The following is a 12,501-nucleotide window of genomic DNA, read 5'->3' on the forward strand; positions in this document are numbered from 1 at the left end:
CGTCATGTTAAAAAATACCTCCACTCCCCATCCCACGGCCGCCGAACTGGACCTGCTGCGCATCCTGTGGCAGCGCGGTCCGTCCGACGCCCGCGCCGTGTACGACGCCCTGGCCGCCGAGCGTGCCGACGCCAGTTACGCCACCGTGCTGCGCCAGTTGCAGCTGATGCATGGCAAGGGCATGCTGAGCCGCGATGAAAGCCAGCGGCCGCAGCTGTACGCAGCCGTCGAAGCGCAGGAAAAGCTGCAAACGAGTCTGCTCAAGGACTTGATCGGCAAGGTGTTTTCCGGTTCCGGCAAGGCGCTCGTGCTGACGGCGCTGCGCGAGCACGTGAGCGACGCGGAACGCCTGGAAATTGAAAAAATCCTGCGCAGCAAGGATGGCGGCACGCCATGAACCTGGATCTGCGCCTCGGCATCGATATCGGCAACCTTGTGCCTGCGCTGGGCTGGGTGCTGCTGTATTTTGTCTGGCAGGGCGTGATCGTCGGCGCCGTCTCCGCTGTCCTGTTGTGGCTGCTGCGCCACGCCAGCGCGCGCTGGCGCTATGCCGTTTGCGCGCTGGCGCTGCTGCTGTGCCTGTTTATTCCCGTTGTCCATCTGCTCTCGCTGCTGGCTGGCACGTCGCCGGCCCGGTTGCCGCTGGACGCGCCGCCCGCCTGGCGCGCCGCGCTGCAAGCGTGGATGCCGGCCCTGGTGCTGGCCTGGAGCGCCGGCGTTGGCCTGATGAGCTTGCGCCTGTGCCTGGGCCTGGCCTGGGTCGGCAAGCTGCGCCGCCAGGCCGTGGCCGCACCGGCCATCTGGCAGGCGCGCCTCGATGCGCTGGCGCAGCGCATGGGCTTGCACCGTGGCCGCCAGGTGCCGCTGAAGCTGCATGCTGGATTGTCCAGCCCCGTGACGGTGGGCTTCTGGCGCCCCGTCATCCTGCTGCCGGCCGCCTTGCTGAGTGGCATGCCCGTCGCCTTGCTCGAAGCGCTGCTGGCGCATGAACTGGCGCACGTGCGGCGCTGGGATTACCTGGTCAACCTGTTGCAAAGCGTGGCCGAGGCCTTGCTGTTTTTTCACCCCGTCGTCTGGTGGCTGTCGGCGCGCATGCGGGCCGAACGGGAGCAGGTGGCCGATGCCCTGGCCGCGCAGGCGCTGCAAGACCCGCAGCAGCTGGCCACGGCGCTGCATGCCTTGTCCCTGCACGCTGCCGTGCCGGGCCAGCCCGGCTTGCTGATGTCGGCCCGGGGCGGTGCGCTGCTGACGCGCATCGAACGCCTGATGGCGCCGGGTCCCGATACGGGCGGCTGGAAACTGGCCGTGCCCGCCTTGCTGCTGGCCTGCGCCACCTTGCTGCTGCAGGTGCAGGGCAAGCCTGCCGTCAACGGGACGATGCTGGCCGATGCCGCCGTCGCGATGATGGACTTGCCCGTCAGCGCGAAACACATGCTGGTGTTCGATGACGCCACGGGCCAGGTGCTGATGGCGAAAGATGCCGACGCCGTCGTGCCCATCGCTTCGATCACCAAGCTGATGACGGCCATGGTGGTGCTCGACGCGGGCCTGGCCCCCGAGGAACAGCTGCGCATCGTGCGCGCCGACGGCGACTCGTCGCTGCAGCGCCACAGCCTGCTGGCCGATGGCGTGGCCGTGTCGCGCGGCGCGTTGTTGCAACTGGCGCTGCTGCCATCCGAAAACCGCGCCGCCGCCGCGCTGGCACGCACCTATCCCGGTGGCAGCGCGGCCTTTCAGCAAGCCTTGCAGGCAAAGATCCGCAGCCTGGGCCTGCGCCGCACCACCTTGACGGACCCCGTCGGCAGTTCGCCGGCGAATACGTCGACGGCCAGCGAGGTGGCGAAGATCGTCGCGGCCGCAGCGCGCTATCCGGACATCGCGCGCATCACCAGCCACCCGCAGGCCAGCGTGGCCGTCGATGGCAAGGTCCGCACCTTGCGCAACACCAACCCGCTGGTGGGCGGCCAGGGCTGGGACATTTTATTGTCCAAGACGGGCAGCAGCCACGAAGCGGGCAGCTGCCTGACCATGCGCATGCGCAGCGGCGGCAAGCATGTCACCGTGGTGCTGCTGGACGCCGACGGCGCGCAGCGGCGCTCGCTCGACGCCGGACACATCCGCGATACCTTGGCCGGGAACCCAGGCCGCATGCATTGATACCCCCCCCCCCGGGCGCGCCAGTGCGGGCGCCCATCTTTTTTACACTCTGGAGATGAAGATGACACTATTGGCGAAGTTGATGCTGGCTACGGTTGCGACCATGGCGGCAGGCACGGTGCAGGCGAAGACGCCGGCGACTGTGCAGGATAAACCTGTTAATTGCGACAATTGCAAGGAATGGAACGCGCCCGTCAAGCCGTTCAATATCTATGGCAATAGCTGGTATGTGGGCACGGCCGGCCTGTCCGCCGTGCTGGTGACGAGTCCGCAGGGCCACATCCTGCTCGACGGCGCGCTGCCGCAATCGGCGCCCTTGATCATCGACAATATCAAGGCGCTGGGCTTTCGCATCGAGGATGTGAAAGTCATTCTCAATTCGCATGCGCATTGGGACCATGCGGGCGGCATCGCCGCGCTGCAACGGGCCAGCGGCGCCACCGTGATGGCCAGCGCAGCGGCCGCCCCGGTGCTGCAAAGCGGCACGAACGGCAAGGACGATCCGCAATACCAGGCCGATCCTGTCGTGCATGTGGCCAAGGTGCGCAAGGTCAGCCTGGTGGGCGAGGGCGATACCGTCAAGGTAGGGCCGTTGAGCTTGACGGCCCACATGACGCCCGGCCACACGCCGGGCGGCACGACGTGGACCTGGACCTCGTGCGAAGGCGACCGCTGCCTGGACGTCGTGTATGCGGATAGCCTGAATCCGTATGCGAGCGGCGATTTCCGTTATACGGGCAAAGGCGCGGGCAAGGGCGGCTCGCCCGACATTTCGGCCTCGTTCGAAGCGAGCATCGCCAAGGTGGCCGCCTTGCCATGCGACATTATCATTCCCGTGCATCCGGGCACGACGGACGTGCTGGGCAAGGCCGCCAAACGCAGCGGTGGCGATAATCCCCTGATCGACGCCAACGCCTGCCGCGCCTATGCTGCAGAAGCGGGCGGCATGCTGGCCAAGCGCCTGGCGAAAGAGCGGGGCGAGGCGGCGTCTGTTGACGCCAAGGGCGCGGCGCACGCGCATTAAACGGGCTTACCCTGCCGCCTGTCGCTGTTTTTGCAGGCGTTTCAGGAATACCGTCATTTCCTTGACGGCTTGCAAGTCGCCTTGTTGCTGGGCCACCGTCACGCCGGTGGTCCAGGCGGCCTGCGCCTCGTCCGGCCGGCCCAGCTGATGCAAGGCCTTGCCCAGCAACTTCCAGGCGGCGGAATAGTTTTTTTGCTGTTGCGTCGCCTGCGCCAGGTGGATGGCGGCTTGCTCGGCGTCATTGTCTTTCAGGCAGGCGTCGCCCAGGCCAAAGCGCAGCAGGGCGTTGTCGCGCCCCTGCGCCAGCAGTTTTTCCAGTTGTTCACGCAGCATTTTTGCCTCAGATTAATATGCAAGTTAATGCTTGCATATTAACGCCTGAGCGCTCGAGAAACAAGCGGGCTGTCAATCCGCCACATCCACCACCAGTTTGCCGCGCGCGCTGCCGTCCATCTGCGCCACATGGGCCTCGTGCACCGTGCCCAGGCTGAAACGGCGTGGATCGAGCCGTACATTCAACTTGCCAGCGGCGATCAGCTTGTTCGCTTCGCGCAGAATCGCGCCATGGCGTGCATGATTCTCACCGCTCAACAGGGGCAGCAGGGTGAACACGCCCGAATACGTGGCCGCGCGCGCCGTCAAGGGCGTCAGCGCGTAGCTGCCCCAGCCGAGGCAGCTGACGACATGGCCGCCATACATGCGTGCCGCCTTGAAACTGGCGTCCAGGGTGGCGCCGCCCACCGTATCGTAGACGATGTCGAAGCCGGCGCCGCCCGTGTGCTCGGCCACGTAATCGTCCACCGTGCTGCTGCGGTAATCGATGAAGCGCGCGCCCAGCGCCTCGATGGCGGCGCGGCTGGCGGCGCTGCCCGTGGTATAGACGGTCGCGCCCAAGGCGACGGCGATCTGCACGGCCATGCTGCCTACGCCGCCCGCGCCGCCATGCACGAGTACGGTGTCGCCCGCCTGCACGCGGGCGCGGTCGACCAGTCCTTCCCAGGCCGTGATGAAGACGAGGGGCAGGGCGGCCGCCTCGCGCATGCTCAGCCCTTGAGGCACAGGCGCCAGCAGGGCGGCGTCGAAAACGCCGTACTCGGCCAGCGATCCCTGGATGCCGCCGATGCCGCCCGCCATGCCATAGACTGTTTCGCCAACGTGAAAAGTATCTACGCCATCGCCCACGGCCGCCACCGCGCCGGCCACATCGATGCCGAGGATGGCGGGCAGGCGGGGCCGGGCGTGCGGGGCGGCGCCGGCGGCGATTTTCGTGTCCAGCGGATTGACGCCGCTGGCGGCGATGCGCACGAGGACTTGCCCGGGGCCGGGCTGCGGCATGGGCAGGTTTTCAATGGTCATCGGGGTGGCGAAGCTGGTGAGGATGAGGGCTTGCATGGCGTTCTCCTGTGGTTGATGCCTCAGTCTAGGCGGGGACGGCGCAAAGAAAAACGGGGCGCGGTGCGATGCACTATTTCAGGATCGTGGATAATCATGGCAAAACGGGAGGGAAAGCATGGACAGGCTGGAAGCGATGCAGGTGTTTTGCGCGGTGGTCGAGGCGGGCGGCTTCAGCAAGGCGGCGCAGCGCCTGGGCATTTCCACGTCCTCCGTGACGAACCAGGTGGCTGCGCTGGAAAAACACTTTGGCGTACGGCTCTTGCAGCGCACCACGCGCAGCATGTCGCTCACGGCCGAAGGCCGGCAGTGCCATGCGCAGGCGCGCCAGCTGCTGGCCGGCATGGCGGCGCTGGAGTCCAGTCTGGAACAGGCGGCCGGGAAACCCTCGGGCAGCTTGCGCGTGGATATGCCCAGCGGCATCAGCCGCAACCTGGTGGCGCCCGCCTTGCCGCGCTTTACCGCCGCCTATCCCGACATCGCCCTGCGCCTGACGGCCAGCGACCGCCTGCTCGACATGGTAGAAGAGGGCATCGACGTGATGCTGCGCATCGGCGAGCCGCAGGATTCGGCGCTGGTGGCGCGCAGCCTGCTGAAAATGGACTACCTGAGCTGCGCCTCGCCGGCCTATGTCGCCCGGCATGGCGTGCCGCGCACGCCGCAGGACCTCGACCAATTCGCTTGCCTGCATTTCCTGTATCCGAAATCGCGCCAGGTGCGGCCCTGGCTGTTCCAGGATGCGGGCAGCGATGCAGCCTATGCCCACACGCCAGCGGCCGCCTTGTCCTTCGACCATATCGAGTCGATGATCGCCGCCGCCCAGGCCGGCTGCGGCATCGTGCAGGCGCTGTCCGTTTCCGTGCTGCAGCCTTTGCGCGAGGGCAGCCTCGTGCCCGTGCTGCAGCCGTATCGCACGCGGGGGCCGGACCTGTGGGCGCTGTTCCACCCGCGCCAGCTGCGTGCGGCCAAGGTGCAGGTGTTCGTGGAATTTTTGTCGCACATCTTTCGCGAGGGCTTTAATGAGAATTGATTATCAATTATAATGCAAGGCTATTGCATTTATTTGCGCCTTTGTCAGGAATGCCATGTCCGTGTTTTTACGCCGCCCCGTGGCGCTTTTATTTGCCGCCGCCAGCCCCTGGTCACTGGCAATCGATGATGTACAGGCCGACGATGTCGTCACCGTCAAGGCCGAGCGCCAGCATTACCGCAGCCTGTCCGCCACGGGCGCCACCAAGACGGACGCTTTATTGATGGACTTGCCGCAAAGCGTGCGCGTGCTGACCGGCGACCTGCTGCGCGACGCGGGCGTGACGACCCTGGCCGGCGCGCTGGACCTGGCCAGCGGCATTTCCAGGCAAAGTCCGCTGGGCGGCCTGTGGGACAGCTATGCCATGCGCGGTTTCACGGGCGACCCGAATTTCGGCTCCGACTACATGGTCAACGGCTTCAGTTCCAGCCGCGGCTACAACGGCATGCGCGACGGCGGCAATACGCAGAACGTGGAAGTGCTCAAAGGCCCCGCGTCGGCCCTGTACGGCCGGGGCGAGCCGGGCGGCACCGTCAACATCATGACGAAAAAGCCGAAGTTCGCGCCGGAATACAGCGCCGATGTTGCGCTGGGCAGCTTCCGCACGCGCCGCGCCGCCGTCGACTTGACGGGACCGTTGGGCGGCAGCGTCGCCTACCGCCTCAACGCCGCGCATGAAGAGGGGCGCAGCTTCCGCGATACGGTGAAAGTCGAGCGCAGCCTGTTTGCGCCGTCCTTCCTGTGGCTGGTGGGCGAGCACACGACCGTGTCGTATGAAATCGAAGCGGTGCGCCAGCGCGCGCCGTTCGACCGCGGCGTGGTGGCCGTCAACGGCCAGCTGGGTGCCGTGCCCGTGTCGCGCTTCCTGGGCGAACCGGGCGACGGCCCCATGACGGTCAAGTCGCTGGGCCAGCAGCTGTTCATCCACCACGCGCTGTCGGACGACTGGACGGTGCAGGCGGGCGCGTCGTACCGCGACAGCGCATTGACGGGATATTCGACCGAGGCGAACAAGCTGCTGGCCGATGGCCGCACCTTGACCCGCCAGCGCCGCCACCGCGATTTTTCGGCCACCGATGTCTCCGCCCGCCTTGAAATGCTGGGCAAGTTCAGGACGGGCGCGCTGGCGCACGAAGTGCTGGCCGGCGTGGATGCGTACCGTTTCGACGACCACCGGCTGCAGCTGCGCCGCAATCCTTCCAGCGCCAACCCGTATGCCATCGATATTTTCCATCCCGCGTATGGCGGTGTGGCCGATCCGCTGGCCCTGTCCATCGACACGCAGGAAGGGCAACGGGCGCGCGGCCTGTATGCGCAGGACCAGATCGACCTGGGCGCGCAATGGAAGGCGCTGGTGGGCGTGCGCCGCGACAGCTACACGCAGGAGGTGGCGAACCATCGCCTGAACGCGGACAACCGCCAGTCGCTGTCGGCCACCAGCCCGCGCGCGGGTCTCGTGTACCAGCCGTCGACAATGTGGTCGCTGTATGCGAGCGCGGCGAAGGGGTTCCGGCCCAACAGCGGCATCAGCATCGACAACAAGGCCTTTCCGGCCGAGCGCAGCCGCTCGTATGAGCTGGGCGCCAAGCTGGAAACGGGCAAGCTGACGGGCACCGTGGCCGTGTACGATATCCGCAAGCGCAATGTGCTGACGACCAATCCCGCCAATACGGATTTCGCCATCGCGGCGGGCGAGGTGGGCAGCCGGGGCCTGGAGCTCGATGTGTCGGGCGAAGTGGCGCGCGGCTTGCGCGTCTCGGGTGCGTATGCCTACACCGACGCCACCGTCACGCGCGGCGACAATACGATCGTGACGGGCAGCCGCTTCGCCAATGTGCCGCGCCACAGCGCCAATGTACTCGCGACACAGCAGTTCGCGCTGGCCGCGGGCACGGCCAGCGTGGGCGGCGGTTTTCAGTATGTGGGCGAACGCCTGGGCGACGTGGCCGTCAGCAGCCAATTTACCCTGCCGGCCTACACGACGGCCAGATTGCTGGCGTCATATGCGCCCAACGCCAGACTGCGCCTGGCCCTGAACGTGGATAACCTGTTCAACCGCGGCTACTACGCGAGTTCCTACAGCCAGCTGTGGGTGGCGCCGGGGGCGGAGCGCACGCTGACCCTGAACGCTCATTACCGTTTTTAAGGGATGAAGATGACATTGATTTCCTCCGCCACCGTGCGCACCCGCATCGCCGTCATCGACGTGCTGCGCGGCCTTGTCATGCTGATCATGCTGTTCGACCATGTGCGCGAGACCGTGTTTTTACATCACCAGGTCGGCGACCCCATGGATGCGGCCCATGTCGATCCGGCCCTGTTCTTCACGCGCCTGGCGGCCCACGTGTGCGCGCCCATGTTCGTTTTCCTGACGGGTCTCTCCGCCTGGCTGTACGCGCATCCGGCGGCCGGCCCGCGCAGTGCCAGCGGTTTCCTGTTCAAGCGGGGCTTGCTGCTGGTCGTGCTGGAACTGGTGTTCGTCAATTTCGCCTGGAGCGGGGCGTTTCCGCCGGCCGTGCTGTATCTGCAGGTGATCTGGGTCATCGGCCTGGCCATGATGGCGCTGGCCGTGCTTCACAAGCTGCCCTTGAAAGTGCTGGTCGTGCTGGGCGTGGCCATCGTCGCGGGGCAGCATCTGTTTACGGGCTTGCGCGCGGAAGAGGGCAGCGTGGCCTATTCTCTGCTGACGGTGCTGCTGCAGCGCGGCTACCTGGTGGCCGATGGCGCCATGCAGATCAAGGTCAGCTATCCACTGCTGCCATGGATAGGCGTGATCGTGCTTGGCTATGCGGCCGGCCCCCTGTATGCGCGTGCTTTTTCTGCCAAGGCACGTCGCCGCTGGCTGCTGGCGCTGGGCGCGGGCAGCTTGTTGCTCCTGGGGCTGCTGCGCGGCTTCAATCTGTATGGCGAAACCCTGCCGTGGGTGGCGGGTGAGACGGCCTTGCGCACGGCCATGAGCGTGCTGAACTTCACCAAGTACCCGCCGTCGCTGGACTTTTTGCTGTTCACCCTGGGCCTGGGAATGCTGGGCCTGGCCTGGCTGGAAAGCGTCGATAACGGGTTTACGCGGGCCTGCGCCACCTTTGGCGGCGCGCCCATGTTTTATTACTTGCTGCACCTGTATTTGCTCTTGATCATCGGTATTATCCTGACGGCCGTGCTGGGCGCCAACCACGGTGCCCGTTATGGCGTCGAGCACATCTGGCAAGTGTGGCTGATCGCGCTGGCCCTGATGCCCGTGCTGTACTTCCCCTGCCGCGCATTTGCCCGCTACAAGCGCAGCTCGCAGCAGGCGTGGGTGCGCTACTTCTGAGTCAGTTTTACTTGCAATACAGCCTGTCGATACTGTGCGCCGAAGCCAGGTAATGCCGCGTCTGCCATCCGATGGCCACGCGATAGGCGCACGGCGGGTCGAGCGCCACGTTGACGGGGAAGCCGCCATTGTTGCTCGACAGGTGAGGCCCGCCCGCGCCGCCGCGGAACAGATAGTTGCTCGGTGGCGGCGGCGGCGCAAAGCTGGCGGCGGGCAGCGGTGGCGGCGGATGCGTGATGCCGTTGTTGTTGGAAATCGTGATGTTAAAGAAGCGCAGATGCGGGTGGTCGATCGTGTACAGGATATGCACGAGGCCGCCCGCGATGGGGTTGCAGGCATTGCTGCGCAACTCTTCCAGGTCCAGCGCCACGATGACGGGCGAGTTGTCGAAGACGATGGAGTCGAGCCCGTCCGTGGCCACGAGGGCCAGGGTATTGCCATCGCGTACTTCAAAACCCAGGCGGTAGCGGCGTATCGGTTCGCTCTCGGCGCTTGTCAGGCTGCGGCCCGCGTCGAGGATGGGCAAGCCGCCCGGCAGCTTGGCCGGATGCAGGCTGGTGATGGCCGGTGTGTTGACGGTCAGCAAATCGAAGGTGCGCAGGAAGATATTCTGCTGCACGATCACGATGGCCGTCGTGCCGTCGCGCATGTCCACCGTGACTTGCTTGCCATCGACCCGTATCCAGCCGCCCGGTTTCAAGTCGCCCGCATCGATGATGACTTGCGCCGAGTCGGCCAGGCCCAGCCCATTCGTGTAGAACACATAGCCGACCAGGGTGCCGAGGATTTGCGTGAGCGGCGCCAGGCTGGCGGGCGGCACCGTGGGGATGGCCGTGGGGTCGTCGCTGCCGCCCGGCCAGGACCATTCGCCGATCAGGAAGCGGTATTCGAGCGGATTGGCGGGGATGGCGCTATTGCGCAGCGGGCAATTGCCTTTCAAGGTGACGCCGCCGGCGAATACATACGAGGCGCCGGCGCCGCCCGCATAGCCTTGCGCGGAAAAGCCGGCCAGCGAGGGGAAGGGGTGGATGTCGAATACTTCCACCTGCTGCCAGTGGGGCACGCCTTCCACATCGGGCGGCAAGACGTCTTTCGAGCACAGTTCGACGCAGAAACAATGGCTCACGTTCTCGCGTCCCGGCTGGCGGCCGTTCGCCTGCGTTTCCGACACGATGGTCACGCTGCCCAGCTGCGCCGTGAAATACACGTCGGGGCCGCTGGTGAACTCCACGTTGATGAACGGCGAGAATGGCGTGAGCGTGAAGTCCGACGTCAGGTAATCGATGCGGAAGCGTCCCGTGGCATCGGTGACGGCAACGCCCAGCGCATCGTCCTGCAGCCAGTCCGCGTCAAACGCGCGCACGGTGGCGCCGGCGATCGGCGTGTGGGGCGCCTCGCAGGTGCGCAGCCGGCCGCAGATGGTCCAGGCGCCGAAGCGGGCGCGCACCAGGCACCAGAAGCGATGCGGCAGGCAATAGTCCCAGATGGCGAGGAAATCATTGTCGACCTGGCGCCAGCGGGGCTGGAGGGTGGTGATGGAAAACTGCAGCGGCACGGGGTCTTTCGGTCCCGGCTTCAAATGCGGCACGGTGGGGCACAGGATATCGACTTCGACGGCCTCGCCCTGGTAATCGCCTTCCAGGGTGAAACTGTAGTTGCCGTCGTCATCCGTGCGCGCTTCGGCCAGCAGGAACGGCGCTTTCGCCTGCACTTCCTCGTCGGTGAGGATGGCGAAGGTTTCCTTGGCGCTGGCCACGGCCAGGGCCGTGACGTTTTGCGACTCGCGCGGCCGGTACAGGCGCACGATGACGTGCGACAACGGTTCCGGACATTCGGCACAGATCAAGCCGCACAGCTTGCCCCGCAGGATATAGGCCATGATGGTTCTCCAGCTCGGTTGGACAACTGCGCCGTTCAAGATGGCGACGCTGTTACCAAGCTAGCAAACGGGCGGCCAATGGGATTGATCTGGCTTAAACCTGCTGTCTATTTAATCAGCGTCAATACCTCGCGGAAACGCGGGTGCTTGCAGTCGCGCAGCCATTCAAAGGCCAGCATTTCTACCGTCACCAGCTGCGCGCCCAGCTTGCCGAGGCGGGCCAGCGCCGCGTCGCGGCTGGCGGCCTGGCGCGAACCGACGGCGTCGATGGCGATGAACACGTCATAATCGAGTTCCAGCAGGCCGACGGCCGTCTGCAGCATGCACACGTGGGCTTCGCAACCGGTGACGACGATCTGTTTGCGCCCAGGCGGCAAGATATCCTGCAAACCGTCAAAACAGGCGCCGAAATGCGTCTTGTGCAAGGTCCGTTCGCACAGGGCGGCGATCTCGTCCACGTTCGGTCCCAGTCCCTGGCGGTTCTGTTCCGTGCCCAGCACGGGCACGCCGAGCAGGCGGGCGATTTTTGCCAGGCGCAGGTTTTGCGCCAGCACCAGGCCCGCGTCGTGGATGGCCGGCATCAAACGGCCTTGCAGGTCGACAATGACTAACACAGCCTGGTTCGCATCCATCAGCATGGCGATCTCCTTATATATGTAGCGACAGTGTAGCGCGCCGCGGTGTGCTCAAGTTGGCCAGCTGGGCGTGGCCGTTTCGCCCATCAGGTAGGCGTGATTGAGGTCGATGGCGTTGCGCAGGTAATTCCACAGGGCGCTGACGCGGGCGATGTTGCGCCGTTCGCTCGGTGAGATCATCCAGAAGGCGCGCAGCAGGTCGATCTCGCCGTCGAGCACGGGCACGAGTTCGTTCGATTGCTGCGCCACGAAGCAGGGCAGGATCGCCAGCGCCTGGCCCGCGCGCGCCGCGTGGTACTGGGCGATGACGCTGGTGCTGCGGAAGGCGCGCAGGGAATCGGGCGCCACGTTGTCCATGTAGCGCAACTCCGAACTGAAGACCAGGTCGTCCACGTAGCCGATGATGGGGTGCTGCGCCAGCTGCGCCACGCTGGTGATGGGGGCGTGGCGCGCCAGGTAGGCTGGCGTGGCGTACAGCTTCAGCCGGTAGTCGGACAATTTCGTCACCACGTAAGGGCCGGACAGGGGGCGCTCGATGGAAATGGCCACGTCCGCCTCGCGCTTGGACAGGCTGACGAAACGGGGCACGGCGATCAGGTCCACGCTGATGTGCGGGTAGCGGCCGCAAAAGCGCGCCAGGTGGGGCGCCAGCACGATGGCGCCGAAGCCTTCCGTGGCGCCCAGGCGCACCTGGCCCGACAGCAGCCGGTTGTGTTCGCCCAGTTCCTCGGTGGCGGCAAACACCGTGCTTTCCATGGTTTCCGCGTATTCCATCAGGCGGTGGCCTTCGGGCGTCAACTGGTAGCCCACGTAGTTGCGGTCGAACAGCTGCGTGCCCACCTGCTCCTCGAACTTGCGCATGCGCCGCGACACGGTGGAATGGTCGATGCCCAACTTTTTCGCCGCGTCGACGAGTCCCGCGCTGCGCGTCAGTTCCAGGAAAACCCGTACATTGTCCCAATCGAGCATGGTTTTGCCTCTCTGTGCATTTTTGCAAAGGAATTATGCATTAATTTCACTTGAGTGCATATTTTTACACATGCAGAATGCATCCATACCTATAAGAAAACC

At 65.5% G+C, this 12,501-nt stretch carries 11 protein-coding genes; 6 read left to right on the forward strand and 5 right to left on the reverse strand.

What is annotated here, in order from left to right; genetic code table 11:
* The first annotated feature begins 4 nt into the window (after positions 1 to 4).
* From CBW66_RS22105 to bla, 3 genes are all read left to right on the forward strand, one after another.
* The gene (locus CBW66_RS22105; protein WP_086139890.1) at positions 5 to 397 is read left to right on the forward strand and encodes a BlaI/MecI/CopY family transcriptional regulator; all 393 of its coding nucleotides are present in this window, start codon (positions 5 to 7) and stop codon (positions 395 to 397) included.
* Positions 394 to 2,157 carry a M56 family metallopeptidase gene (locus tag CBW66_RS22110; RefSeq protein ID WP_086139891.1) on the forward strand — a complete coding sequence of 588 codons (1,764 nt, stop codon included), beginning with the start codon at positions 394 to 396 and terminating at the stop codon, positions 2,155 to 2,157. The genes CBW66_RS22105 and CBW66_RS22110 overlap by 4 nt, the downstream gene beginning before the upstream one ends.
* Positions 2,158 to 2,218: 61 nt before the next feature.
* On the forward strand, positions 2,219 to 3,181 hold the full coding sequence (gene bla, locus CBW66_RS22115) for a subclass B3 metallo-beta-lactamase (protein WP_230492266.1): 963 nt from the start codon (positions 2,219 to 2,221) through the stop codon (positions 3,179 to 3,181).
* Between the two features lie 6 nt (positions 3,182 to 3,187).
* Here bla and CBW66_RS22120 read toward each other — a convergent pair whose 3' ends face one another.
* A complete protein-coding gene (locus tag CBW66_RS22120; protein WP_086139892.1) occupies positions 3,188 to 3,514 on the reverse strand; it encodes a tetratricopeptide repeat protein in 327 nt (108 codons plus the stop codon).
* Positions 3,515 to 3,586: 72 nt separating this feature from the next.
* A complete protein-coding gene (locus CBW66_RS22125) occupies positions 3,587 to 4,573 on the reverse strand; it encodes a zinc-dependent alcohol dehydrogenase family protein (protein WP_086139893.1) in 987 nt (328 codons plus the stop codon).
* 118 nt (positions 4,574 to 4,691) lie between these two features.
* Between CBW66_RS22125 and CBW66_RS22130 the strand changes: the two genes are divergently transcribed.
* Genes CBW66_RS22130 through CBW66_RS22140 form a run of 3 tightly spaced genes read left to right on the forward strand, consistent with a single transcriptional unit; the run spans position 4,692 to position 8,916 of the window.
* Positions 4,692 to 5,603, forward strand: coding sequence for a LysR family transcriptional regulator (locus CBW66_RS22130; protein WP_086139894.1), 912 nt, complete (start codon positions 4,692 to 4,694; stop codon positions 5,601 to 5,603).
* A 55-nt stretch (positions 5,604 to 5,658) separates the two neighbouring features.
* The gene (locus tag CBW66_RS22135; protein WP_172402218.1) at positions 5,659 to 7,749 is read left to right on the forward strand and encodes a TonB-dependent siderophore receptor; all 2,091 of its coding nucleotides are present in this window, start codon (positions 5,659 to 5,661) and stop codon (positions 7,747 to 7,749) included.
* Between the two features lie 3 nt (positions 7,750 to 7,752).
* On the forward strand, positions 7,753 to 8,916 hold the full coding sequence (locus CBW66_RS22140) for a DUF1624 domain-containing protein (RefSeq protein WP_086139895.1): 1,164 nt from the start codon (positions 7,753 to 7,755) through the stop codon (positions 8,914 to 8,916).
* Between the two features lie 7 nt (positions 8,917 to 8,923).
* Here the strand turns inward: CBW66_RS22140 and CBW66_RS22145 are convergent, their stop codons facing one another.
* The 3 genes from CBW66_RS22145 to CBW66_RS22155 form a co-directional block, all read right to left on the reverse strand.
* The gene (locus CBW66_RS22145; protein WP_086139896.1) at positions 8,924 to 10,795 is read right to left on the reverse strand and encodes a hypothetical protein; all 1,872 of its coding nucleotides are present in this window, start codon (positions 10,793 to 10,795) and stop codon (positions 8,924 to 8,926) included.
* Positions 10,796 to 10,902: 107 nt separating this feature from the next.
* The gene (locus tag CBW66_RS22150; protein WP_086139897.1) at positions 10,903 to 11,433 is read right to left on the reverse strand and encodes an isochorismatase family protein; all 531 of its coding nucleotides are present in this window, start codon (positions 11,431 to 11,433) and stop codon (positions 10,903 to 10,905) included.
* Positions 11,434 to 11,481: 48 nt separating this feature from the next.
* Positions 11,482 to 12,399 carry a LysR family transcriptional regulator gene (locus CBW66_RS22155; RefSeq protein WP_086139898.1) on the reverse strand — a complete coding sequence of 306 codons (918 nt, stop codon included), beginning with the start codon at positions 12,397 to 12,399 and terminating at the stop codon, positions 11,482 to 11,484.
* Between the last annotated feature and the right edge of the window lie 102 nt (positions 12,400 to 12,501).

The organism is Janthinobacterium sp. GW456P, from assembly GCF_002127655.1.
Taxonomy (GTDB): domain Bacteria; phylum Pseudomonadota; class Gammaproteobacteria; order Burkholderiales; family Burkholderiaceae_D; genus Janthinobacterium.

What these genes read in the sequence shown, in the direction of transcription:
- CBW66_RS22105 (WP_086139890.1), top strand. Translation starts at nt 5, where the DNA reads ATGTTAAAAAATACCTCCACTCCCCATCCCACGGCCGCCGAACTGGAC.
- CBW66_RS22110 (WP_086139891.1), top strand. Translation starts at nt 394, where the DNA reads ATGAACCTGGATCTGCGCCTCGGCATCGATATCGGCAACCTTGTGCCT.
- bla (WP_230492266.1), top strand. Translation starts at nt 2,219, where the DNA reads ATGACACTATTGGCGAAGTTGATGCTGGCTACGGTTGCGACCATGGCG.
- CBW66_RS22120 (WP_086139892.1), bottom strand. Translation starts at nt 3,514, where the DNA reads ATGCTGCGTGAACAACTGGAAAAACTGCTGGCGCAGGGGCGCGACAAC.
- CBW66_RS22125 (WP_086139893.1), bottom strand. Translation starts at nt 4,573, where the DNA reads ATGCAAGCCCTCATCCTCACCAGCTTCGCCACCCCGATGACCATTGAA.
- CBW66_RS22130 (WP_086139894.1), top strand. Translation starts at nt 4,692, where the DNA reads ATGGACAGGCTGGAAGCGATGCAGGTGTTTTGCGCGGTGGTCGAGGCG.
- CBW66_RS22135 (WP_172402218.1), top strand. Translation starts at nt 5,659, where the DNA reads ATGTCCGTGTTTTTACGCCGCCCCGTGGCGCTTTTATTTGCCGCCGCC.
- CBW66_RS22140 (WP_086139895.1), top strand. Translation starts at nt 7,753, where the DNA reads ATGAAGATGACATTGATTTCCTCCGCCACCGTGCGCACCCGCATCGCC.
- CBW66_RS22145 (WP_086139896.1), bottom strand. Translation starts at nt 10,795, where the DNA reads ATGGCCTATATCCTGCGGGGCAAGCTGTGCGGCTTGATCTGTGCCGAA.
- CBW66_RS22150 (WP_086139897.1), bottom strand. Translation starts at nt 11,433, where the DNA reads ATGCTGATGGATGCGAACCAGGCTGTGTTAGTCATTGTCGACCTGCAA.
- CBW66_RS22155 (WP_086139898.1), bottom strand. Translation starts at nt 12,399, where the DNA reads ATGCTCGATTGGGACAATGTACGGGTTTTCCTGGAACTGACGCGCAGC.